The sequence below is a fragment of the Plantibacter sp. Leaf1 genome (genome assembly GCF_001421315.1).
Classification (GTDB): Bacteria; Actinomycetota; Actinomycetes; order Actinomycetales; family Microbacteriaceae; genus Plantibacter.
On record NZ_LMJX01000002.1, the window covers coordinates 92,191 to 115,710 of the forward strand.

Annotated in this window: 22 protein-coding genes; 10 read left to right on the forward strand and 12 right to left on the reverse strand. The window is 68.9% G+C overall.

Going from position 1 to position 23,520, the window contains the following annotated elements; genetic code table 11:
• Positions 1 to 73: 73 nt before the first annotated feature.
• From ASE44_RS02700 to ASE44_RS02725, 6 genes are all read right to left on the reverse strand, one after another.
• Complete coding sequence (locus tag ASE44_RS02700) at positions 74 to 862, reverse strand: ABC transporter ATP-binding protein (RefSeq protein ID WP_056005352.1); 789 nt, start codon at positions 860 to 862, stop codon at positions 74 to 76.
• Positions 859 to 1,680 (reverse strand): ABC transporter ATP-binding protein, encoded by an 822-nt coding sequence (locus ASE44_RS02705; RefSeq protein WP_056005355.1) that lies wholly within the window; start codon positions 1,678 to 1,680, stop codon positions 859 to 861. The genes ASE44_RS02700 and ASE44_RS02705 overlap by 4 nt, the downstream gene beginning before the upstream one ends.
• Complete coding sequence (locus ASE44_RS02710; RefSeq protein ID WP_056777280.1) at positions 1,677 to 2,546, reverse strand: ABC transporter permease; 870 nt, start codon at positions 2,544 to 2,546, stop codon at positions 1,677 to 1,679. The genes ASE44_RS02705 and ASE44_RS02710 overlap by 4 nt, the downstream gene beginning before the upstream one ends.
• Complete coding sequence (locus ASE44_RS02715; RefSeq protein ID WP_056777283.1) at positions 2,543 to 3,511, reverse strand: ABC transporter permease; 969 nt, start codon at positions 3,509 to 3,511, stop codon at positions 2,543 to 2,545. Before ASE44_RS02715 ends, ASE44_RS02710 begins: the two co-directional genes overlap by 4 nt.
• A 61-nt stretch (positions 3,512 to 3,572) precedes the next feature.
• Positions 3,573 to 5,066, reverse strand: a complete 1,494-nt coding sequence (locus ASE44_RS02720) for an ABC transporter substrate-binding protein (RefSeq protein ID WP_056777286.1) — start codon at positions 5,064 to 5,066, stop codon at positions 3,573 to 3,575.
• A gap of 70 nt (positions 5,067 to 5,136) precedes the next feature.
• Positions 5,137 to 5,901: a DUF1684 domain-containing protein gene (locus ASE44_RS02725; protein ID WP_056777289.1), complete on the reverse strand. Its 765-nt coding sequence runs from the start codon at positions 5,899 to 5,901 to the stop codon at positions 5,137 to 5,139.
• A 126-nt stretch (positions 5,902 to 6,027) separates the two neighbouring features.
• Between ASE44_RS02725 and ASE44_RS02730 the strand changes: the two genes are divergently transcribed.
• Positions 6,028 to 6,492 carry an N-acetyltransferase gene (locus ASE44_RS02730; RefSeq protein ID WP_056777291.1) on the forward strand — a complete coding sequence of 155 codons (465 nt, stop codon included), beginning with the start codon at positions 6,028 to 6,030 and terminating at the stop codon, positions 6,490 to 6,492.
• Here ASE44_RS02730 and ASE44_RS02735 read toward each other — a convergent pair.
• The 3 genes from ASE44_RS02735 to ASE44_RS02745 form a co-directional block, all read right to left on the reverse strand.
• Positions 6,489 to 7,235, reverse strand: coding sequence for a GTP pyrophosphokinase family protein (locus tag ASE44_RS02735; RefSeq protein ID WP_082455724.1), 747 nt, complete (start codon positions 7,233 to 7,235; stop codon positions 6,489 to 6,491). The two genes, ASE44_RS02730 and ASE44_RS02735, sit on opposite strands and share 4 nt — an antisense overlap.
• A 110-nt stretch (positions 7,236 to 7,345) precedes the next feature.
• Positions 7,346 to 7,801, reverse strand: a complete 456-nt coding sequence (locus tag ASE44_RS02740) for a VanZ family protein (RefSeq protein WP_056777293.1) — start codon at positions 7,799 to 7,801, stop codon at positions 7,346 to 7,348.
• A 97-nt stretch (positions 7,802 to 7,898) separates the two neighbouring features.
• The gene (locus tag ASE44_RS02745) at positions 7,899 to 8,270 is read right to left on the reverse strand and encodes an RNA-binding S4 domain-containing protein (RefSeq protein ID WP_056777295.1); all 372 of its coding nucleotides are present in this window, start codon (positions 8,268 to 8,270) and stop codon (positions 7,899 to 7,901) included.
• Positions 8,271 to 8,308: 38 nt separating this feature from the next.
• Between ASE44_RS02745 and ASE44_RS02750 the strand changes: the two genes are divergently transcribed.
• The 4 genes from ASE44_RS02750 (at position 8,309) to ASE44_RS02765 (ending at position 10,976) form a co-directional block, all read left to right on the forward strand.
• Positions 8,309 to 9,007: a CDP-alcohol phosphatidyltransferase family protein gene (locus tag ASE44_RS02750; protein ID WP_235522529.1), complete on the forward strand. Its 699-nt coding sequence runs from the start codon at positions 8,309 to 8,311 to the stop codon at positions 9,005 to 9,007.
• Positions 9,000 to 9,521 (forward strand): FHA domain-containing protein, encoded by a 522-nt coding sequence (locus ASE44_RS02755; protein ID WP_082455726.1) that lies wholly within the window; start codon positions 9,000 to 9,002, stop codon positions 9,519 to 9,521. The genes ASE44_RS02750 and ASE44_RS02755 overlap by 8 nt, the downstream gene beginning before the upstream one ends.
• Positions 9,521 to 10,225 (forward strand): MerR family transcriptional regulator, encoded by a 705-nt coding sequence (locus ASE44_RS02760; protein ID WP_056005379.1) that lies wholly within the window; start codon positions 9,521 to 9,523, stop codon positions 10,223 to 10,225. The genes ASE44_RS02755 and ASE44_RS02760 overlap by 1 nt, the downstream gene beginning before the upstream one ends.
• A gap of 202 nt (positions 10,226 to 10,427) precedes the next feature.
• The gene (locus tag ASE44_RS02765; RefSeq protein ID WP_056005382.1) at positions 10,428 to 10,976 is read left to right on the forward strand and encodes a MerR family transcriptional regulator; all 549 of its coding nucleotides are present in this window, start codon (positions 10,428 to 10,430) and stop codon (positions 10,974 to 10,976) included.
• Positions 10,977 to 11,156: 180 nt separating this feature from the next.
• Here ASE44_RS02765 and ASE44_RS02770 read toward each other — a convergent pair whose 3' ends face one another.
• Positions 11,157 to 12,023, reverse strand: coding sequence for a ParA family protein (locus ASE44_RS02770; RefSeq protein WP_082455728.1), 867 nt, complete (start codon positions 12,021 to 12,023; stop codon positions 11,157 to 11,159).
• 73 nt (positions 12,024 to 12,096) lie between these two features.
• Between ASE44_RS02770 and ASE44_RS02775 the strand changes: the two genes are divergently transcribed.
• Both ASE44_RS02775 and ASE44_RS02780 read left to right on the forward strand, forming a co-directional pair.
• Complete coding sequence (locus ASE44_RS02775; protein WP_056777298.1) at positions 12,097 to 15,504, forward strand: pyruvate carboxylase; 3,408 nt, start codon at positions 12,097 to 12,099, stop codon at positions 15,502 to 15,504.
• Positions 15,505 to 15,597: 93 nt separating this feature from the next.
• Positions 15,598 to 16,089 (forward strand): peptide deformylase, encoded by a 492-nt coding sequence (locus ASE44_RS02780; RefSeq protein ID WP_056005388.1) that lies wholly within the window; start codon positions 15,598 to 15,600, stop codon positions 16,087 to 16,089.
• 76 nt (positions 16,090 to 16,165) lie between these two features.
• Here ASE44_RS02780 and ASE44_RS02785 read toward each other — a convergent pair whose 3' ends face one another.
• Positions 16,166 to 17,995, reverse strand: coding sequence for a long-chain fatty acid--CoA ligase (locus ASE44_RS02785; protein WP_056777301.1), 1,830 nt, complete (start codon positions 17,993 to 17,995; stop codon positions 16,166 to 16,168).
• 185 nt (positions 17,996 to 18,180) lie between these two features.
• Here ASE44_RS02785 and ASE44_RS02790 point away from each other — a divergent pair, with 185 nt between their 5' ends.
• The 3 genes from ASE44_RS02790 (at position 18,181) to ASE44_RS02800 (ending at position 21,310) form a co-directional block, all read left to right on the forward strand.
• Positions 18,181 to 19,134, forward strand: coding sequence for an ROK family protein (locus ASE44_RS02790; RefSeq protein WP_056777304.1), 954 nt, complete (start codon positions 18,181 to 18,183; stop codon positions 19,132 to 19,134).
• Positions 19,135 to 19,160: 26 nt separating this feature from the next.
• Positions 19,161 to 19,844, forward strand: coding sequence for a 1-acyl-sn-glycerol-3-phosphate acyltransferase (locus tag ASE44_RS02795; RefSeq protein WP_056005397.1), 684 nt, complete (start codon positions 19,161 to 19,163; stop codon positions 19,842 to 19,844).
• A 119-nt stretch (positions 19,845 to 19,963) separates the two neighbouring features.
• Entirely contained in the window at positions 19,964 to 21,310 is a 1,347-nt protein-coding gene (locus ASE44_RS02800; RefSeq protein WP_056005400.1) for a class II 3-deoxy-7-phosphoheptulonate synthase, read from the forward strand.
• Positions 21,311 to 21,408: 98 nt separating this feature from the next.
• Here the strand turns inward: ASE44_RS02800 and pknB are convergent, their stop codons facing one another.
• Positions 21,409 to 23,355, reverse strand: a complete 1,947-nt coding sequence (gene pknB, locus ASE44_RS02805; protein WP_056777307.1) for a Stk1 family PASTA domain-containing Ser/Thr kinase — start codon at positions 23,353 to 23,355, stop codon at positions 21,409 to 21,411.
• Positions 23,356 to 23,520: the final 165 nt, after the last annotated feature.

Sequence of the window (23,520 nt, forward strand, 5' to 3'; positions counted from 1 at the left end):
GGAGTCGAACGCCCGCGCGCGGCCTGGCATTCCCGTCTCCCGGAACCGATCGTCCGCGGGGGCCGTGCGCGACTCAGCGGGGCAGCCGGGGGATCGCCGCGACGAGCTGCCGCGTGTACGCCTCGGCCGGCCGGTGGAGGACCTGAGCGGTCGACCCCGCCTCGACGACCCGCCCGTCCCGAAGGACGACCGTGCGCTCGCACAGGGCCGCGACCGTGCCGAGGTCGTGCGACACCATGACGAGAGCCAGACCGTTCGAGGCCCGCAACTCGGCGAGGAGCTCGATGATCTGGATCCGGGTGCTCATGTCCAGGGCACTCACCGGCTCGTCGGCCAGGAGGAGTCTGGGGTTCGGGACGATCGCACGAGCGATGGCGATCCGTTGGCGTTGGCCGCCGGAGAACTCGTGCGGGTAGCGGGACGCGGCCTCGGGAGGAAGACCGACCGCTTCGAGCGCGTCCGCGGCTCGGCTCACGGCCTGCTCCGCCGAAGCCAGCCGCAAGGAGCGGAGTGGCTCTGCGACGATGCGGCCGACGCGCTGCCGTGGGTCGAGCGAGGAGTACGGATCCTGGAAGACCGCCTGCACGGATGCGCGGAAGCCTCGGACGCGGGCCTTGTCCCGCGGATCGAGCGCGCTGCCGTCGAATCGGACGGACCCCGTGGTCGGACGGTCGAGGCCGAGCAGCAGTCGGAGGAGGGTGCTCTTCCCGGCGCCGGACTGGCCGACGACGCCGACCGCCTCACCGGCGCCGACGGACAGGGAGACGTCGTCGAGCGCGACCTGGCCACCGCGGTACCGGAAGCCGGCCGCGTCGAGCTTTAGGATGGGCGCAGCGGCGTCAGGGCTCGATCCGTCGATCATCGCGGGTCCTCCAGTGCGTCGTCGATCGCGCGGGCGCTGGCGACGAGACGCCGCGTGTCCTCGTGCTGTGGGGCCGTCAGCACCTGCGCGACGGGGCCGCGCTCGACCGCTCGGCCCGAGCTGAGCACGATCACCTCGTCGACCATGGTCGACACCACGGCGAGATCGTGACTGATGAACAACAGCGCCATGCCCCGTTCGCGCACGAGCCGGTCGAGGAGCGACAGCACCTCCGCCTGCACGGTGACGTCGAGTGCGGTGGTCGGCTCGTCGGCGATCAGGAGCTGCGGTCGTCCGGCGAGGGCGATGGCGATGGCGACGCGCTGTCGCTGGCCGCCGGACAACTCGTGCGGAAACGACGCGGCGATGCGGGCCGTGTCGGTGAGCGAGACCTCGGTGAGCGCCGCATCCACGGCATCCCGCAGTCGGTCCCGACGGAGCCCGAGGTGTCGTCGGAGCGGTTCAGCGAGCTGAGCGCCGACGCGCATGAGCGGGTCCAGGGCGGTCAGCGGCTCTTGGAAGACGAGTCCAGCGACCCGGCCGCGGAGGGGACGCAGGGAGCGGTCCGTGGCGCCGATGACCTGCGTGCCGGCCAGCTCGATGCTGCCGCTCGCGGTGAGCTGGTCGTCGAGCAACCCGATCGCGGCGAGGGAGGTCAGCGACTTGCCGGACCCGGAGCCGCCGATGAGACCGAGTCGGTCGCCGGCGGCGATCATGAGGTCGAGGTCGTCGACGAGTGGCCGCTCGGTGGCGTCCGATGCTCCGCGCCGCGTACCACGGGTGATGGTCAGGCCGGTGATGTCGAGCAGGGCCGTCATGCGCTGCGCCTCCTCGTCGGATCACCGAGATCGCGCAGGCCGTCCGCGATGAAGTTCACGCCGACGACGAGCATGACCACCGCGACACCGGGCGCGATCGCTCCGATCGGTGCCGTCGTGACCGTGGCCTGTGCCTCCTGGAGGAGCCGTCCCCAGGAGGCGTTCGGCGGCGGAGCCCCGAGGCCGAGGTAGGACAGGCTCGCTTCCGCGAGGACGGCGATGCCGAACTGCAGGGCGAGGTTGACGCTCAACGTCGGCCAGATGTTCGGCAGTACGTGCTGGCCGATGATGCCGGGCCAGCTCGTCCCGGCGGTGCGCGCGGCGACGACGTACTGTTCGCCGAGGACGCGCTTCGTGAGGATCCTCGTGAGCCGGGCGACGATGGCGGACATGGCGAGCCCGATCGCGACGATGGCGGTGCCGAGCGAAGCGCCCTGGGCGGCGACGATCAGCATGGCCAACAGCAGGACGGGGAAGGCGATCACGACGTCGAGGGCGGCGGAGATCGTGTCGTCCAGCCAGGCGGCCGCGAACGCCGCGGCGAGACCGACGGCGATCCCGATGACCGCGCCGACCGCGACGGCCCCCGCCCCAGTGACGAGCGCGATGCGGGCACCGATCATGAGTTGGGTGAAGAGGTCTCGACCCAGCTTGTCCGTGCCGAGCCAGTGCGTGCCGCTCGGTCCTTCGAGACGGCCGCCTGCCGTGTCCGTCGGCGCGAAGGGCGTCCAGAAGAGGGAGACGAGCGCCAGCGCGGCGATGACACCGACGAGGACCAGCCCGACCGTGAGGGTGACGGAGCGTCCGCGGCGTCTCCCGCCCCGCTCGGGGGCTGTGGCGGTCGTCCGGGCGTCGAGGTCGCTCATCGGAGCCCGCTCCCGGCGATGGAGGTGCGCAGGCGCGGGTCGATGAGGCGCTGGGCGATGTCGGCGAGGAACCCGGTCACGAGGACGACGAGGGTGGACACGAGGAGGATGCCCTGGATGTTTGGGTAGTCGTGCTGCTGGATCGCCGTGAGGAGCATCGACCCGAGTCCCGGCAGGCTGAAGACGCTCTCGACCACGACGGCCCCGAGGAACGTGGTCGCGAGTTCGATCCCGAGGATCGCGACGACGGGGACGGCCGCGTTGCGGACGCCGTGCCGGAGGAGCGCCTCGCCGAGTCCGGCACCCTGCGCCCTGGCGGAACGGAGGAAGTCGCTCCCGAGCACGTCGAGCGTGGCGGAGCGGACGTACCTGGTGATGGACGCGCTCATGACGATGGCGATGGTGATGACCGGGAGCACCAGACTCGTGAGTGCCGCCGCCGGGTCTGCCCAGTCGTCGCGCGGGAACCCGCCGGACGGGAACAGGCGGAGCGTGACCGCGAACACGCTCACGAGGAGGATGCCGACCCAGAACACCGGCACCGCGATGCCGAACTGCGACAACCCCGACAGGGCGATGCCGTACCACCGGTCGGCTCGGAGTGCGGCGATGATGCCGGCCAGGCTGGCGAGCACCACGGCGAGGAGGAAGGCGAGGAGCGTCAGCGGGACGGTGACCTGCAGGCGCGAGGCGATCTCAGGGCCGACGGGGAGACTGCTCACGAAGGACGAACCGAGATCGAAGGTGAGGACGCCACCGAACCAGGCAAGGAACTGCTCGCCGACCGGCCGATCCGCTCCCACCTGCGCGCGCGCCGCCTCGATCTGCTCCTGCGTGGCGTTCACCGAGAGCAGGGCGTTCGAGGGGTCTCCCGGCAGCAGCCGGAGCAGGACGAACAACACGGTCATGGCGACGAGGAACGACACCACCAGGAACGCGGATCGACGCAACAGGTAGGGGAGCATGGTGGACCTCAGCGTAGCGAGGCCGGGCCGACCGGGCGGTCCCGGTCGGCCTCGGCGACGACTACTTCCGGACGATGTCCGCGACGAAGAACTGCGAGTTCAGGCCGTTCACGCCGTATCCCGACACGTCACTCGCGGCGACGACGATCTGGGGGTAGAGGTACAGCCAGACGCTCGCGGCCTCCTCGGCGATCTGCTCGTTGACGAGCTTCAGCTTCGCCGTCTGCTCGTCCGTCGTGGTCGCCTGCTCCGCCTCGGAGACCCACTGCGTCACCTGGGGGTTGTCGTAGCCCCAGTAGAAGTCGGGGTTGCCGTACCAGACCACGTCGCGGTCGTTGACGTGCTCCTGGAGCGTGGCCTGGAAGTCGCGCTCCTTGAACACCTTCGAGTACCACTCGTCCGCGCTGATCGTGTTGATCTCCACGGTGATGCCCACCTTGGCGAGTTCGCTCTGCAGGAACTCGGCGACGGCCGGGTGCGGGTCGTAGCTCGGCGTGTCGAGCGTGAACGTGAAGCCGTCGGCCAGGCCCGCCTCGGCGAGCTGCTGCTTGGCCAGCTCGGGGTCGTAGGGGTTCACCTGGGTGAGGTCCTCGTACCACGGGTCCGTCGGCGGGACCATGGACCCGATGAGCGTGCCGTAGTCACCCCAGATCGACGACAGGAGCTTCTTCGTGTCGATAGCGGAGTAGACGGCCTTCCGGACGAGGGCCTGGTCGAACGGGGCGACGCGGTCGTTGAAGGCCAGGAGCTCCTTGGTGGTGGAGTCGCCGTCGGAGACCGTGTAGTCCGCGTTGTCGGTGAACTGCGTCAGCTGGTCGGGGCTCTGCACGCTCGTGATGATGTCGATCTGCTTCGTGACGAGGGCGTTGCTCAGCGCGGTCGCGTCGGTGAAGTAGGTGAAGACCACTTCAGCGTTCTTGGCGGGGTCCCCCCAGTAGTCGTCCCAGCGCTCGAGGCTCAGGGTGCTGCCGCGCTTCCACTCGCCGAGGGTGTACGGGCCGGTGCCGTCCTCGGAGGTCTTCAGGTCCTTCGCGGTGTCGTTCACGATCCAGACGTAGCTCAGGTTGTACAGGAAGGAGATCGAGCGCTCGGAGAGCGTGACGACGACGGTGCGGTCGTCGGGGGTCGCGATGTCGGAGACCACGGCGAAGCTGCTCTTCCGTGCCGACTGCGAGTCCTCGGCCGTCACGGCTTCGATGCTCGACTTCACGTCGGCCGAGGTGAGCGGGTCACCGGAGTGGAAGGTGACGCCGTCCTGGAGCGTGAAGGTGTAGGTGAGGCCGTCGTCGCTCACGGTGCTGTCGGCGGCGAGCACGGGTTCGACGTCGCCGTCGTCAGTCAGGCGGTAGAGCCCCTCGTACACGTTGCCGGTGAGCGCTTCGGTGACGCCCTGACCACCGCCGCCGGTGTTGCTGAGATTCTGCGGCTCGTAGAGGGAGCCGACGGCGATGGTCGCGTCGTCACCCGTCGCGGAACTGCTGCTCCCGCCGGCGCAGCCCGCGAGCGCGACGGCGGTGGCGACGGACAGGGCGACGAGCCCGATGGTTCTCTTCACGGATACTCCTGTGGTGTGGGGGTGGTGATGCGGGAGGTGCAGCTGATGGGGTGGGGCGTCGTGCCGTCGGTCAGACGGCGTAGAGGTCGAAGCCGTCGCGGAACCGCACGAGGCGTTCTCCGGCGCGGACCTCAATGGCGAACCGGTTCTGCGCGGGCGGCATCGGACAGTTGTACTGCACCGAGAAGCCGCACGGCGGCACGAACGCTCGGTTGAAGTCGAGGACGACCTCGCCCTCGGTGCCGAACCCGCCGTCGTCGGTCCGCTCGACGAACAGGAACCGGCCTGCACCGTAGGTGCCGGTCTCGCCGTCGACGCCGTTCGTCGCATCGCCGAACACGAGGAGGAGAGTGCCGCCGTCGTCGAAGGCGCTCATCGTGTACGTCGTCCCGTCTCTCGTGAACGTGATGTCGCCCGGGACGACGAGCTCGCGCGAGCCGCCGTTGTCGCGGATGTGCTCGAAGGGCACGGTCCGTGAACCGTCGACCGGCGTGAAGTGGGCCGTCTGCACCCAGGACGGGTCGTACGGGAAGACGGGGACGTCGACGAACGCCTCGATGGCCGGGGCTGCGGCGTCCCACCGGCGGATGCCGACCTCGTCCGCGCCCGTTTCGAGGTGGGTGCGGCGGAGGGTCGTCACGGTGACCCCGCCCGCCTGTTCGGCCGCGATGGCCGCCGCAGCCTCGTCGAGGGTGGCCGGTGTCTCGTCGGGGAGCCAGCGGGTCTCCACGAGGGCGAGGTTGCCGAGCGGCGCCGTCACAGCTGCGCGACGGTCCTGCCGCCAGGCGTCGTGCTCTGCGGTCGCGTCGTGGTGCGGTGCGGTGTCGATCGGCATGTCTCGATTCTCCGGATGACGACGGGCGGGTCCCAATCGTGTGTCCTTCGGAGTCCAGCACGGTTCGGGTGTGAAGTATTCCCGTCACGGACCGAGGAGGTCGCGGCGGTCTGGGAGGATGTCCTCATGAACGCCACGCTCGTCCGCATGCCAGCCGATCGACTGCGGGGGTGGATGCTCGCGGCGAACGCGCAGTACCGCCTCGAGCGCATCGAGGCGGGGGAGACGGAGGCTGAGGCCACGGCGAAGGCCGCCCAGTCGCTCGCGGAGACGTTCCCCGCCGGTCGCCTCCAGGTCGGCCATCTCGTCTTCGAGGTCGTCCTCGACGAGACGGCGGTCGGTGTCCTCTGGATCGGACCCCGCAGCACGAGCCATCCGGACGAGTGGTGGGTGTGGGACGTGGAGATCGACGAGCCCTTCCGCGGACGGGGGCTCGGTCGTGAGGCCATGCAGCTCGCCGAGACGGCGGCCAAGGAGCAGGGGGCGAAGACGCTCGGGCTGAACGTGTTCGGGTTCAACCGCGTCGCGCGGGGGCTCTACGAGTCCCTCGGGTACGAGACGATGGCCGTGCAGATGCGGAAGGCGCTCTAGCGGGTCTCCAGCCCGTCGATGAGTTCGGTCATGACGCGGTCGGCGAGTGACGGCGGCCTCGGGTGCCCGTCGCGAGTGGTCTGCGGCGTGGTCGCGCGGTCGAGGGCGAGGACCTCGCCGTGGAGGTGCTCCATCTTCGCGTCCAGCCGTGAGGCGGCCTCCGCGGCGTGCTTGAGCTCGGCGAGCAGGGTGTCGGGGACGGCCTTGTCGTACTTGTAGTAGATCTTGTGTTCGAGACTGGCCCAGAAGTCCATCGCGATCGTCCGGAACTGGATCTCGACCGGGACCTGGACGACGCCGTCCGACATGAACACGGGCACCTCGACGATGACGTGGAGGCTCTGGTACCCGTTCGGCTTCGGGTTCGCGATGTAGTCCTTGACCTTCACGACGGTGATGTCCTGCTGACTGGTGAGCAGCTCGAACACCTTGTAGGTGTCGGAGATGAAGCTGCAGGTCACCCGGATGCCGGCGATGTCCGTGATGTGCTCGCGGATGTCGTCGATGTCTTGGCCGTACTGCTTTCGCTCTATCTTGCCGATGATGCTCTCGGGCGACTTCAGCCGCGAGCTGATGTGCTCGATCGGGTTGTAGTCGTGGATCTGCGTGAACTCCTCTTTGAGGATGTTCAGCTTCGTCGTGATCTCGTCGATGCCGAACTTGTACAGCATCATGAACCGCGTGAACTCGTCCTTGAGCCGCTTCAGCTCTTCGAGGTTCTCCGACGACGATGGTCCGCTCATGGCTTGTACTCCAGCTCTGTATCCGACGGGCCGACGGCCCGCTCGCACTCTACTGAAACGGCCTTGGAACCACTCTCAGCCGGGAGTGCGTCGACGGGCACGTCCGCACCTCAGTGCTGCAGGGCTGGACGCCGCCGGGCCGAGGCGCGCGCTCGGCGTCCGCTCCCGATGGTCAGGACCAGACCGACCACCACACCGGCGACGGCACCGGAGGCGTTGGCCAGGAGGTCGCGGGGATCGCTCACCCGTCCGGGGATGGTGAGCTGCGCCGTCTCGATGGCGACGGTGAGGGTCGCGGCGATCAGCACGGCGAGCCACCACCGGCGTCGACCGAGCAGGAGGAGGAAGAAGACGCCGATCGGCACGAACATGGCGACGTTCGCTCCGAACTCCAGTCGCTCATAGGTGATCCAGGCGGTCGTCTCCCACCGGGCGAGGACGTCGACGATCCGGTACACGAGCGACTCGGTCTGTCCGTCGAACGGTCGGGGGCCGAGCGTGATCATCGCGACGAGTCCCAGGTACACCACGGTCAGGGTGCTGAGGACGGGATGGCGACGGAACATCCGTCAAGCATGCACGAACCACCTTGGCGGTGCGTGAGTGCCGTCTGGACGGTTCCGACGCGGCGGCTGAGCGCTGCCCGACGGCACGCTCCGTGCCTCAACGGCCTCGCAGTCGTTCGATGTCGCGACGTTCGCGCTTGGTCGGGCGGCCGGCACCGCGGTCACGGACGGCGACGACCTGGCGCTCGGCGGGGGTCGGAAGCGGGGGAGAGCGGTCGATCAGGCAGTCGGCCGCCACCTCGGCGCCGACCCGTTTCGCGATGAGGCGGCGCACCTCGACGACACGATCGAAGCCGGCCACCCGGAGGCGCACCTCGTCGCCGATGCGGACGGGCTGAGCGGGCTTCGCGCGGTCGCCGTTGACCCGCACATGGCCGGCGCGACAGGCGGAGGCGCCGGCGGAGCGGGTCTTCGTCAAGCGGACGGCCCACACCCACGCATCGACGCGCACGCTCGAGGGGCTCTCCATCCTCTGATGCTAGAGCAGCCGCTCGGTAGACTCGACCCGTGACGGACGGGGTGGGACGAGGGGTTCGACGGACCGGCGAAGACCGCCTGGTCACGATCCCGAACGCGCTCAGCGTCCTCCGGATCCTGCTCGTCCCGGTCTTCCTGATCCTCCTCGTGCAGGGGGAGGACCTCTGGGCGCTCGTGACCCTCGCGTTCTCGGGCGTCACCGACCTCCTCGACGGATGGATCGCTCGGCGGTTCGACCAGATGACGCGACTCGGACGTCAGCTCGATCCCGCGGCCGACCGGCTCTACATCATCGCGGCGCTCATCGGGCTCGCTGCGCGTGACCTCATCCCGTGGTGGCTCCTCATCGTCGTCGTGGCGAGGGACGTCCTCCTCATCGGGTTGGCGGTCGTCCTCCACCGGACCGGCACGGGGGTGCTGCCCGTGACCCGGGTCGGCAAGTGGGGTACGGCGCTCCTCTTCATCGGGCTCCCGGTCCTCATGCTCGGCGCGGCGTTCCCCGCCGTGGCGACGATCGCGACGCCACTCGGCTGGGTGTGTTCGATCGCCGGAGCGGCGCTCTACTGGTGGGCGGGCATCCTGTATCTGTTGCAGACCGTCCGCATCGCGCGTGCCGACCGTTCGGGGCGTCCGCACGGCGCCGGATCCGTCGCGTCACCCTCGTCCGGGCGGCTCGACAGGCACGCCACATCGGATACGCTTGACGGAGAGGAGGTCGACGGTGGCTGAGCACGATGAGAAGTATCCCGCGACCGGGGCGTACACGCCGGGATCCGTCACTGACGGAGCACCGACGAGCGGCTCGGGCGAACGGGAAGTCGACACGACACTCACCTTCGGTGAAGACCTCGGAGCTGCCCTCGCGGCCATCGACTCCGACGTCACCGCTGAGGAGCATGAGGCGATCGCGGCACTCCCCTCGGGGTCTGCACTGCTGATCGTCCGTCGCGGGCCGAACGCCGGAGCACGCTTCCTCCTCGACGACGACGTCACCACGGTCGGCCGTCACCCCGAAGCCGACATCTTCCTCGACGACGTCACCGTCTCGCGTCGCCACACGGAGTTCCACCGTCACGGCACGGCCTTCGAGATCCGCGACCTCAACTCGCTGAACGGCACCTACTTCGACGGTGTGCGCATCGACAAGGCCATCCTGCGCGACGCCGCGGAGGTCCAGATCGGCAAGTTCCGCCTCACTTTCTACGCGTCGCGGATCGACCTCGCCTCCCAGCTGGGAAGCTAGTGGCGGCAGCCAGCGCGAACGCGCGAAGCGATGCTGCTCCGCTGCTCAGCATCGGGCAGGTCCTCGCGCGGCTCACTCCGGAGTTCCCGGAGCTGAGCAATTCGAAGCTCCGCTTCCTCGAGGAGCAGGGCCTCGTCTCGCCGGCCCGGACGAAGTCCGGCTACCGGAAGTTCTCGAGCGATGATCTGGACCGGCTCCGGCTCATCCTGTCGATGCAACGCGACCACTACTTCCCGTTGAAGGTCATCCGCACGTACCTCGTCGAGGTCGACGCCGGCCGGTCTCCGATGTTCCCGGGCTCGGGGCAGTCGGTCGGCGCACCGTCGATCCACCCGAGCGCCCGCAGGTTCTCCCGGAACGAACTCATCCGTGAGGCCGGAGCCACGCCGATGCTGTTCAACGACGCGGTGAGCGCCTCGTTGATCCTCCCGGCGGAGAACTACGGCGAGGACGTGGCGTCGCTGCTGCGCATCCTGGTCGAGTTGCAGCGATCCGGCATCGAACCTCGCCATCTGCGCGGGTTCCGTGCCTCGGTCGAACGCGAGGTCGGACTGATCGAGAGCGCGCTGAGCGCGGTGTCCAAGCGGAACGACGCCGCCGGGCGCGCCCGTACCGCAGACCGCGCCGTGGAGATCGCGGCGCAGCTCGAGGGGGTACGGTCGAACCTCGTCCGCACCGCGCTCGAACGACACCAATCCTCCTGACGGGCCGTCCAGGGCGTAGACTGCCCTCATCCATCACGGCCAGGTCACAGTTCGGTCACTCGTCACGACACGCCGTCCGTTTCGAACGGATGTCGCAACGTTGGCAGTGGCTGATCGATACCGTGGTGGAAGCGGCCGAGCCGTTCCGACGCCCCCGTCAGGACCACGCAGACCGTGAAGCGAACATCGAGGAGAAGCAGACATGAGTGAACTCAGTCGCGACGGTGCGTCACGATACGGTGACCTCGGGCTGCTGTTCACCGATGGACTCCCGGAACTCGAAGAGGGCCAGGGCTACCGCGGAGCCATCGCTGCCCGCGCCGCCGGCATCAGCTACCGCCAGCTCGACTACTGGGCTCGTACCGGTCTCGTCGAGCCCACGGTGCGCGGAGCATCCGGGTCCGGGACGCAGCGTCTCTACGGGTTCCGCGACATCCTCGTCTTGAAGCTCGTCAAGCGTCTTCTGGACACGGGGATCTCCCTGCAGCAGATCCGCACCGCGGTCGACCAGCTCCGCGAGGCCGGCATCGTCGATCTCGCCCAGACCACGCTCATGAGCGACGGGGCCAGCGTCTACCTGTGCACGTCCAACGATGAGGTCATCGACCTCGTCAGCCGCGGTCAGGGCGTCTTCGGCATCGCCGTCGGCAAGGTCCTCCGCGAGGTGGAGTCGACCCTCATCGAGTTCGACGCGCAGTCGGCCGACCCGATGGATGAACTCGCCGCACGTCGTTCCGCCCGCACCGCGTAACCACCGCTCTCGCGCGGTCCCGCCCCTGGCGCCGTCGCCGCTGTGCCCAGCACACCGGTCTCCAGGCCCGTCGTAGGGCCTGCCATCGGTCCCTGAGTCTGTCGACGGGCTCGACGCTCGAGCCGCCGAACGACCATCCACTGGTGCCAGTCGTCGTGCGCGACGACGGCGACGCCGGTGTCAGCCTTCGGTGACGGGCGTCTCGACGGTGGACGTGCTGGTCACGGCCGCAGGCTCCGGGGGAGCGCCGTCGGCGTACTCGCCGACCCGGCCGGTGCGCAGCACGCGGTCGAGGAGCGAGTCGAAGTTCTTCGCCATCTCCTGAGCGGTGTCGCCCGGCCAGACGTGGACGGGCTTCGCCGCGCCCTGTGCCTGCTGCAGCGAGGTGCGCTCGAGGAGCTGCGGGTTGAGGATGAGGGGGCCGAACATGTCGCGGAGTTCCTTGATGCGGAACTGGTGCTCCATGGACTGCGGACGCACCCGGTTGACGATGATGCCGAGCGGCTGGAGCCGGGGGCTCAGCCCGCGACGGATCTCCTCGACGGCGCGGAGCGCGCGGTCGGCGGCGGAGACGGAGAAGAGGCCGGGCTCGGTGACGACGGCCACGCGGTCGCTGGCAGCCCAGGCCGTGCGGGTGAGGGCGTTGAGCGACGGGGCGCTGTCGATGAGGACGAGGTCGTACTCCTCCTCGACGTGTGCGAGTGCCTCTTCGAGTCGCCAGATGTCGCGGATGCTCGGGTGCGGGCCGTCGAAGTTGATCGCGGACGGACTGCCGATCATGACGTCCATCTTGCCCGGGTGGATCTTCGTCCAGCCGCTCGCCACGATCGCCTGCTCGACGATCTTCTTCTTCGGCGAGGTCAGCACATCCGTCACCGTGAGGTGACCGGCGACGTCGACGGCCATGCCGGTCGAGACGTCGGATTGCGGGTCGAGATCCACGACCAACGTGCGGATGTCCTTCGAGAACGCGGCGGAAGCCAGGCCAAGGGTGACGGTGGTCTTGCCGACGCCCCCCTTCAGGGAGCTAACGCTGAGTACATGCACAAGGCTCAACGTTACCGTGACTAGGCTAGGGAATCTCAACGTTTGCTGAGTTGGCTGTTGTGGAAAGGGTTCCATGTTCAGGAAGATTCTTGTCGCCAATCGCGGAGAGATCGCCATTCGGGCGTTCCGTGCCGCGTATGAACTGGGGGCGAAGACGGTTGCGGTGTTCCCATACGAGGACCGCAATTCGATGCATCGGCTGAAGGCCGATGAGGCCTACCAGATCGGTTCCGAGGGTCATCCCGTGCGGGCCTACCTCGACGTCTCGGAGATCATCCGGGTCGCGAAGGAGTCGGGCGCCGACGCCATCTACCCCGGCTACGGCTTCCTCTCGGAGAACCCCGAGCTCGCCGAGGCCGCCCGTGCCGCCGGCATCACCTTCATCGGCCCGCCGTCGTCGGTGCTCGAGATGGCCGGGAACAAGGTCACCGCGAAGGAGCACGCGATCGCCGCCGGCGTCCCCGTGCTGAAGTCGACCCCTGCGAGCCGCGACATCGAGGAGCTGCTGTCGGGGGCCGCCGAGATCGGGTTCCCGATCTTCGCGAAGGCCGTCGCTGGTGGCGGCGGGCGCGGTATGCGCCGCGTCGACAGCGAGGCCGACCTCCGCGGCGCCCTCGAGGCGGCCATGCGTGAGGCGGACAGCGCCTTCGGCGACCCGACGATGTTCCTCGAGCAGGCCGTCGTCCGGCCCCGCCACATCGAGGTCCAGATCCTGGCCAGCGCCGACGGTGAGACCATCCACCTGTTCGAGCGCGACTGCTCGGTGCAGCGACGGCACCAGAAGGTCGTCGAGATCGCTCCGGCCCCGAACCTCGACGAGGACACCCGCCAGGCGATGTACCGCGACGCCATCGCGTTCGCGAAGTCGATCGGGTACGTCAACGCCGGAACCGTCGAGTTCCTGCTCGACACCGCCGGTGAGCGCAAGGGCCAGCACGTCTTCATCGAGATGAACCCGCGCATCCAGGTCGAGCACACGGTCACCGAGGAGGTCACCGACGTCGACCTCGTGCAGTCGCAGATGCGGATCGCCGCGGGCGAGTCGCTGACGGACCTCGGGCTCACCCAGGATTCGCTCCACCTGCGGGGCTTCGCGCTGCAGTGCCGCATCACGACCGAGGACCCCACGGCGGGCTTCCGGCCCGACACGGGCAAGATCACGACGTATCGGTCCCCGGGCGGCGGTGGCATCCGCCTCGATGGCGGCACGGTCGCGTCCGGCGCCCAGATCAGCCCGCACTTCGACTCGATGCTCGCCAAGCTCACCTGCCGAGGCCGCACCTTCGAAGCCGCGGTCACACGGGCGAAGCGCGCCCTCGCGGAGTTCCGCATCCGCGGCGTCTCCACGAACATCCCCTTCCTCCAGGCGGTGCTCGAGGACGACTCCTTCGTCGCCGGAGACCTCAGCACCTCCTTCATCGACGAGCGACCGCAGCTGCTGCGCGGACACGTCTCGAAGGACCGCGGGACGAAGGTCGTCAACTGGCTCGCGGACGTCACGGTGAACCAGCCGAACGGCTCCCGCCCGCCCGGAGCGGACCCGGTCGACAAGCTCCCGTCCATCGACATCACCGCCGACGCTCCGGCCGGTTCGCGGCAGCGGTTGCTCGAGCTCGGCCCGAAGGGCTTCGCCGAGGCGCTCCGTGCGCAGACCGCGCTGGCGGTCACCGAGACCACGTTCCGAGACGCACACCAGTCGCTCCTGGCGACCCGCGTCCGGACGAAGGACCTCCTCGCCGTGGCGCCGTTCGTCTCCCGGCTCACCCCTGAGCTGCTGTCCGTCGAGGCCTGGGGCGGTGCCACCTACGACGTCGCCCTCCGTTTCCTCGGCGAGGAGCCCTGGGAACGACTGGCGTCCCTGCGGCAGGCCATGCCGAACATCGCGATCCAGATGCTGCTCCGCGGCCGGAACACCGTCGGGTACACGCCGTACCCCACCGAGGTGACCAACGCCTTCGTGCGCGAGGCCGCCGACACCGGGATCGACATCTTCCGGATCTTCGACGCGCTGAACGACGTGTCGCAGATGCGGCCGGCCATCGACGCCGTCCTCGAGACCGGGACGACGATCGCGGAGGTCGCGGTCTGCTACACCGGAGACCTGCTGAACCCCGCCGAGGACCTCTACACCCTCGACTACTACCTGCGGCTCGCCGAGAAGATCGTCGAGTCCGGCGCGCACGTGCTCGCCATCAAGGACATGGCCGGCCTGCTCCGCCCGTCGGCGGCGGCGAAGCTCGTCGCGGCGTTCCGCGAGCGGTTCGACCTGCCGGTCCACGTGCACACGCACGACACGCCGGGCGGACAGCTCGCGACGCTCCTCGCCGCGAGCAACGCCGGTGCGGACGCCGTCGACGTCGCGAGCGCCCCGATGGCCGGCACCACCAGCCAGCCGTCGGCGTCGTCGCTCGTCGCCGCGCTGGCGCACACGGAGCGCGACACCGGCATCTCGCTGCAGGCGATCGCCGATCTCGAGCCGTACTGGGAGGCCGTCCGGGCGATGTACCGTCCGTTCGAGTCCGGACTCGCCGGCCCGACCGGCCGCGTGTACACCCACGAGATCCCCGGCGGCCAGCTGTCGAACCTCCGCCAGCAGGCGATCGCCCTCGGACTCGCCGACCACTTCGAGCTCATCGAGGACATGTACGCGGCGTCCAACAAGATCCTGGGCCGCGTGCCGAAGGTCACGCCCTCCAGCAAGGTCGTCGGCGATCTCGCCCTCCACCTCGCCGCCGTCAAGGCGGATCCGGCCGACTTCGAGGCCAACCCCGACAAGTACGACGTCCCGGACTCGGTCGTCGGCTTCATGGCGGGCGAGCTCGGCGAACTGCCCGGCGGGTGGCCGGAGCCGTTCCGGTCGAAGGTGCTGGCCGGCCGCTCGGTCGACATCGGGGTCACCCCGATCTCCGCGGAGGACCAGGCCGCTCTCGACGGAGCGTCGGCCGAGCGTCGCTCGACCCTCAACCGCTTGCTGTTCCCCGCGCCGACGAAGCAGTTCGAGCAGCAGCGGGACCTGTACGGCGACCTCTCCGTCGTGGACACGGCCGACTACCTCTACGGCCTCGAGCCGGGCACGGAGCACGTCGTCGAGATCGACAAGGGCGTCCGGCTGTTCGTCGGCCTCGAGGCGATCGGTGCAGCGGACGAGAAGGGCATGCGCACGGTCATGGCGACGCTCAACGGCCAGCTCCGTCCGGTGTTCGTCCGCGACCGCAGTGTCGAGGTCGACGTCCGGACGGCCGAGAAGGCCGACACCTCCGTGTCGGGCCAGATCGCCGCGCCGTTCTCCGGCGTCGTCACGGTGAAGGTCGCCATCGGCGACCGCGTCGAGGCGGGCCAGCCGGTCGCCTCGATCGAGGCCATGAAGATGGAGGCGGCCATCACGACCGCCGTCGCGGGTGTCGTCGAGCGGCTCGCGATCCCGGCCACCCAGCAGGTGGAGGCGGGCGATCTGCTCGTCGTCGTGAAGCCGAACGCCTGATCACCTCCGAGACCGGTCGTGTCCCTCTCCGGAGGCGATGCGGCCGGTCTCCGCTGCCACCACCACCGCCATCGGCCCGGAAGGACCCCACCCGTGACGACACGCCCCATCAGACTCTTCGGTGACCCGGTCCTGAAGGCCCAGACGACCGAGGTCGGCGCGATCGACGACGACATCCGGAGTCTGGTGCGCGACCTCGTCGACAGCGTCGAGCTCCCGGGTCGGGCCGGCGTCGCCGCGACCCAGATCGGCGTCGGTCTGCGGGTGTTCAGCTACAACGTCGACGGCGTGATCGGGTATCTCATCAACCCGAGGCTCGTCGAGGTCCGCGGTGAACCCGAGGAGATCGGCGAGGGATGCCTCTCGGTTCCAGGACTCTGGTTCCCGACACCGCGCCATCCGTACGCGCGTGCGGTCGGTGTGGACCTGGACGGCGAGGAGCTGGTCGTGGAGGGCGAGGGCTTGCTCGCTCAGGCGTTGCAGCACGAGACCGACCACCTCGACGGGATGCTCTACCTCGACCGCCTGTCGAAGGAACACCGGCGCGAGGCGATGCGGCAGGTCCGCGAGAGCGACTGGTTCTAGGCGCCCTGCGAGACGCACGAGGCGCAGTACTGCGGGCCCGGCGAACGGAGGTCCGGTCGCCGAGCCCGCAGACGGATCACTTCAAGGACATCCCCTGGGTCTCGGGGGAGCCCGCTCCGAGGTACATGCCCTCGATCGTCTCCGCGAAGTCCTTGAGGATCACGTTGCGCTTGATGCTGAGCTTCGGCGTGAGGTGACCGCTCGCCTCCGTGAGCTCGTCGTCGAGGATGACGAACTTGCGGATCGACTCCGCGCGGGACACCTTCGTGTTCGCCTCGTCGATGGCGCGCTGGACGGCGGCGAGGACGGCGGGGTTCCGTGCCGCGTCCTGAGGGCTCATCGACGCGTCCTGCCCGTTGTTGGCGAGCCAGGAGGGCAGCATCTCGGTGTCGAGGGTGATGAGCGCGCTGATGAACGGCTTCTGGTCGCCGACGACCACCACCTGGCCGACGACCGGCGTCGCGCGGATCGGGTCCTCGAGCGCGGCCGGGGCCACGTTCTTCCCGCCCGCGGTGACGATGATCTCCTTCTTGCGGCCCGTGATGGTGAGGAAGCCGTCGGTGTCGAACGATCCGATGTCGCCGGTGCGGAACCAACCGTCGTCGAAGGCCTCGGCCGTCGCCTCAGGGTTCTTCCAGTACTCCTTGAAGACGTTGACGCCGCGGACCTCGACCTCGCCGTCGTCGGCGATGCGCAGGGAGACTCCGGGCAGTGCGGGGCCGACGGTGCCGATCTTCGACTTCTGCGCGAGGTTGACGGTGGCCGGTGCCGTGGTCTCGGTCAGCCCGTAGCCCTCGAGGATCACGATACCGAGCGCGTGGAAGAAGTGACCGAGTCGTGGGCCGAGGGGAGCGCTCCCGGAGACCGCGTAACGGACGCGGCCACCCATCGCCGTGCGGATCTTCGACAGCACCAGGCGGTCGAGGACGCGGAACTTGAGCTTCAGACCGAGGGGGACCGTCCCTGACTCGAGCGCCTTCGAGTAGGCGATGCCCGTCTCGGCGGCCGCGCGGAAGATCTTGCCCTTCCCGCCGGCTTCGGCCTTCTGCTCCGAGGAGTTGTAGACCTTCTCGAACACGCGGGGCACGGCGAGCAGGAACGTGGGCTTGAAGGTGCCGAGGGAGGGGAGGAGCTGCTTGGTGTCGGGCTGGTGCCCCGTCTTCACCCCGGAGTGCACGCACAGCACGGCGATGAACCGCGCGAAGATGTGGGCGGTGGTGATGAACAGGAGGGTCGAGGCGCCGGGAGCGGACACCACGTCCTTGAGCGCGACCGCGGAGTTCCGGGACAGTTCGACGAAGTTCGAGTGGGTGAGTACGCACCCCTTCGGCCGACCGGTCGACCCCGAGGTGTAGATGAGTGTCGCCATGTCCGAGCCCACCGCGAGGTTGCGACGGCGTTCGATCTCGGCGTCGGGGACGTCGACACCGGCGGCGGAGAGCTTGTCGAGGTCGCCGAGGTCGATCTGCCACACGCGCGTCACCTCGGGGAGGTCACCGTGGACCTCGTCGAACCGCGCGAACTGGTCGGGGGTCTCGACCAGGACACTCGTCGCACCGGAGTCGCTCAGGATCCACTGCACCTGGCTCGGCGAGCTCGTCTCATAGATGGGGACGAGGAGTGCGCCGGCGAACCAGGCGGCGAAGTCGATGAGTGTCCACTCGTACCGGGTCTTGCACATGAGCCCGATCTTGCTCCCGGGCTCGATGCCGGCAGCGACGAAGCCCTTCGCGAGCGCGACGACCTGTGCGTGGAACTCGGCGGTGGTCACATCCACCCACTCCGAACCACGAGGCACGGCGAACAGTGCGGCGTTCGGTGCAGCAGCCAACCGCTTCACGAGCAGATCGGTCGCATTGGCGGATGGGTCTGCTGCGACGACTGCAGGGACGTCGAACTGTTCCACGGCAACTCCTTCGGTACCAGGTCGGCAAGATGTGGCTCCATCCTAGGGCACCGGTATTCACGCGGTTTCTGTGGCGCGCAGCGGCTCAGTAGACTCGACTGCGGCGTGCGGAGGACCGACGCTCGAGCCGACGGGCTGCGTATGGCAGCGACGTCGGCGACACAGGACAGGGAGACGGCATCGTTATGGCCAACGCGATCGGCATCGACATCGGCGGGACGAAGATCGCGGGCGGTGTCGTCGACGACGAGGGCCGGATCCTCGCGGCCGGGCGCACGCCGACGCAGGCCGCCGATCCCGACGCCATCATCGAGGACGTCGTCGCCATGGTCCGTTCGCTGGACGACGGCAGCATCAGGAGCGTGGGCGTCGCAGCCCCCGGCTTCTTCGACGCCACCCGCTCGACCGTCTACTACTCACCGAACATCGCCTGGCGGAACGAGCCGCTGCAGGCGCGACTCGCGGCCCGCCTGCCGGACAAGATCGTCACGATCGAGAACGACGCGAACGCCGCGGGCTGGGCCGAGTTCCGCTTCGGCGCCGGTCGCGACGAGCGCAGCATGGTCATGGTCACGATCGGCACGGGCGTCGGTGGGGCGATCGTCCTCGACGACCGGTTGCTCACGGGCGGCTTCGGCAGCGGCGCTGAACTCGGTCACATGCGGCTCATCCCCGACGGGCTGCCCTGCGGCTGCGGTGCTCGCGGCTGCGTCGAGCAGTACTGCTCGGGGAACGCGCTGTTGCGGCTCGCCAACGGGGCCGCGGACGCGGGCGGCGACGGGGCCGCCCTCGCGCGAGCACGCGCCGCCGCAGGAGGCATCTTGAACGGCCACCACGTCTCCGCGCTGCTGGAGGCCGGCGACCCCGGGGCCCTCCGGTGCCTCCGCGAACTCGCCGGCCTGCTGGGCCAGGCCCTCGCGAGCATGTCTGCCATCCTCGACCCGAACGTGTTCGTCATCGGTGGCGGCGTCGCTCAGGCCGGAGACCTCCTGCTCGATCCCGTGCGTGAAGCGTTCCTGGCCCACCTGCCGGCGCGCGGATTCCACCCGGAGCCGAGCTTCAGCATCGCCGAGCTCGTGAACGACGCCGGTGTCATCGGCGCCGGGGATCTCGCCAGGAGCGCCCTCGTCGTCGGCTGACGGCTGCGGGGAGACAGAGGAGCACGATGTTCTACTGGTTCATGAAGTACCTGGTCGCCGGCCCGATCCTGAAGACGATCTTCCGTCCCTGGGTGATCGGTGCCGAGAACATCCCGGAGCATGGTGGCGCGATCATCGCCAGCAACCACCTGTCCTTCATCGACTCGGTCATCCTGCCGCTGTGCGTCGACCGACGCATCTCCTTCCTGGCCAAGAGCGAGTACTTCCGCGGGAAGGGGTTCGGTGGCTGGGCGACGAAGACCTTCATGCTGGGTACCGGGCAGCTTCCGATCGACCGCTCGGGCGGCAAGGCCTCCGAGGCGTCGCTCAACACCGGTTTGGCCGTCCTCGGTGGCGGCAACCTCCTCGGGATCTATCCGGAGGGCACCCGCAGCCCCGACGGCACCATGTACCGCGGACGCACCGGGGTCGCCCGCATGGTGCTCGAGGCCGGCGTGCCGATCGTCCCCATCGCGATGATCGACACGGAGAAGGTCATGCCGATCGGGACGAAGCTGCCGCGCATCCGCCGGATCGGCATCGTCATCGGGAAACCGCTCGACTTCTCGCGGTTCGCGGGGATGGAGGGTGACCGCTTCATCCTCCGGAGCGTGACGGACGAACTGATGGTCGAGCTCCGCAAGCTCTCCGGTCAGGACTATCGCGACGTCTACGCGACGAGCGTCAAGGAGCGCGCCGCGTCGGCGTGACGCTAAGCTGAAAAACCGGGCCGCGATCGCGGCCCGTTCCCCCGTCCGGGCGAGCTCCGGAGCGCGTCCGGTCGAAGAGAGACAGGAAATCCGTGTCCCACGCTACAGAACCAGTCGTCATGGCCGAACCCTCGGTGATCGCCGGACTGGACTATTGGCGTGAGCTGCCGATCAAGCAGCAGCCGTCGTGGCCGGACCAGGCGGCAGTGGCCCGTGCATCGGCCGAACTCGCCACGCTCCCGCCGCTCGTCTTCGCCGGCGAGGTCGACATCCTGCGCGACCGGCTGGCCCGCGCGGCGAGTGGGAACGCGTTCCTGCTGCAGGGCGGCGACTGCGCCGAGACCTTCGCGGGCGCAACGGCCGAGCAGATCCGCAACCGGGTGAAGACGGTCCTCCAGATGGCCGTCGTCCTGACGTACGGTGCGTCCATGCCCGTCGTCAAGATGGGCCGGATGGCCGGTCAGTTCGCCAAGCCGCGTTCGAACGACTCCGAGACGCGGGGCGACGTCACCCTGCCCGCCTACCGCGGCGACATCGTCAACGGCTACGACTTCACGCCGGAGTCGCGGACCGCAGACCCTGCACGCCTCGTGAAGGGGTACCACACCTCGGCCTCCACGCTGAACCTCATCCGTGCGTTCACGCAGGGCGGGTTCGCCGATCTCCGCGAGGTGCACAGCTGGAACAAGGGCTTCGCAGCCAACCCGGTGAACCACCGCTACGAGGGACTCGCCCGCGACATCGATCGCGCGATCAAGTTCATGGAGGCGGCGGGTGCCGACTTCGATCAGCTGCGCGGCGTCGAGTTCTACTCCAGCCACGAGGCGCTGCTCATGGACTACGAGCGTCCGATGACGCGCATCGACTCCCGGACGGGGACGCCGTACAACACCTCGGCGCACTTCGTGTGGATCGGCGAGCGCACGCGCGAGCTCGACGGGGCGCACGTCGACTTCCTCTCCCGCGTCCGCAACCCGATCGGCGTGAAGCTCGGCCCGACCACCTCGGCCGACGACATGCTCCGACTCATCGACAAGCTCGACCCCGAGCGCGAGCCGGGACGCCTCACGTTCATCACGCGCATGGGCGCGGGCAAGATCCGCGACGCCCTCCCGCCGTTGCTCGAGGCGATCAAGGGTGCCGACGCGACGCCGTTGTGGGTGACCGATCCGATGCACGGCAACGGACTCACGACGCCGACCGGCTACAAGACCCGTCGTTTCGACGACGTGGTCGACGAGGTCAAGGGCTTCTTCGAGGCACACCGCGCCGCGGGGACCCACCCCGGTGGCATCCACGTCGAGCTCACCGGCGATGACGTGACGGAGTGCCTGGGTGGCTCGGAGCAGATCGACGAGGCGACCCTCGCGACCCGCTACGAGTCCCTCTGCGACCCACGCCTGAACCACATGCAGTCGCTCGAGCTCGCCTTCCTCGTGGCCGAGGAGCTCGCCGCCGCGAAGTAGTCACGATCGACGAAGCGCCCATGCCGGGGAGACCGGGCATGGGCGCTTCGTCGTGTGACGCGCCGTTGGGGCCGTCGCAGCACAGCTCATGGAGACGACTAGAGACCGAAGTCCGTGATGTTCACGGTCGAGCCCTTCTTCACCGACTTGCCTGCGGGCGGGTCCGTCTTCTTCACCTTGAAGAGGTCCCTGAACGACTCGTTCACCGCGATGTCGCCGACGGCGAACCCCGCGTCCTGCAGGGTCTTGATGGCCTGGTTGATCGTCTGACCGGTGGTGTCCGGGATCGCGACGAGCTCGACACCCTTCGAGACGATGAGGGTGACGTCGTCGCCTGGGATGAACGCCGTCTCATTGCCGTCAGCGTCGGTCTTCGCCTGGATGCCGATGACCTGTCCGGACGGGATGGTGTCGTCGAACGCCTCCTCGGAGGTGCCGACCCCGAGCCCGACCGCCTCGAGGGCGTCGCGCGCCTGGTCGGGCGTCATGCCGGAGACCGACGGCACCTGGCCGGCGGAGACGAGCAGCGTGACCGAGGACCCTTGGAACGACGGCCCACCCTGGCCGTAGTCGGCCCCTGAGGTCGTGTCGGACGCGGCCAGGACGATGTCCTTCGCGATACTCAGGTCGAACTGCTGGTTGACACCTGAGACCGAGACGCCCAGCGCTTGAAGCTGCTGCTCGGCGTCGGACTGGGTCAAGCCGGCGAGCACCGGGATGTCGACGGGCTGCGGGCCCTGCGAGACCAGCACGGTCACGGTCGCACCCTTGTCGATCTTCGAACCGGCCGGCGGGTCGCTGCCGGCGACGGTTCCGGCGGGGACGGTGAGACTGTAGGTCGCGCCCTGGGCCGGGACGAATCCGAGCTCCGTGAGCTTCGACGCCGCTTGGTCGTAGTTGAGCTCCGTGACCCCGGGGACCTCCACGAGCGAACCTGGGCCCTGCCCGAAGTACCAACCGGTGCCGCCCGCGAGTGCCGCGAGCATGAGCACGATCGTGAACAGGGCGACACCCACCCGGCTGCGCTTGCGAGCCTTCACGGCGAGCTTGCCGGGTCCGTCCGTCGCGTCCGCACGCACGGGGACCTGCTGTGGCTTCGTCCCGCGCCCGATCACCTGGGTGACGTCGTCGGCGTGCTCGCTCGAGTACGACGCGGGCATGACGATGGTCGGCTGTGCGCCCGTGGCGACGGAGGTGAACCCGAGGTTCGACTCGATGGACCGCAGCCGCTCGAGCATCTCGCCGGCGTTCGACGGGCGATCGTCCGGTTCGCGTTCGGTCGCCCAGAAGACGAGGTCGTCGAGCTCCTTCGGGACCACGGGATTCTTCGCACTCGGAGCGGGCACCGACTCGTTCGCGTGCTGGTACGCGATCTGCATCGGCTGCTCGCCCTTGTAGGGCTGCTCACCGGTGAGCATCTCGTAGAGCATGATGCCGAGGGCGTAGATGTCGCTCCGGGCGTCGGCCTGTCCGCGGGTGACGAGTTCGGGGGAGAGGTAGGCGATCGTCCCGAGGAGCGCCTGGCCGGTCGCCGTGTTCGCACTCGCAGCCCTCGCGAGCCCGAAGTCGCCGATCTTGATGCGTCCGTCGTCGGCCAGGAGGACGTTCTCCGGCTTGACGTCACGGTGCACGATGCCGGCGCGGTGCGCTGCCGCGAGACCCGACAGCACGGCGTCGAGGATGTCGGCCGCCTGACGCGGGGTGAGAGTGCCGTTGTCGCGGATGAGGTCGCGGAGGGTGATGCCCGGCAGGTGCTCCATGACGAGATAGGCCATGTCGGAGTCCTGGCCCTGGTCGAACACGCTCACGACGTGGGGGTTCGCCAGGCGGGCCGCCGAGCGTGCCTCCTGGATGAAGCGGTTCTTGAACGTCGTGTCGTCGGACAGGTGGCCGTGCATGACCTTGATCGCGACACGTCGTTCCAGACGCAGGTCGGTGGCCAGATAGACCGTGGCCATGCCGCCCCGGGCGATTCGTGAGCGCACCTGATATCTCCCGTCGAGGAGACGCCCGATCATCGGATCGGTCTGCTGATTGCTACTCACCAGTCGAGTGTATGGAACGACGACCACGAAGAGCTGTCAACACCCCGGGATGGAGCGGAGGCGGGGTGATCGTTACCCGAACGCGATCCACGGCGCGGCCGGAGCACCCGGCCGGACGTCGATGCGAACGGTGCCGAGCGGGCCGTGCTCGTGGCAGACTGCTCT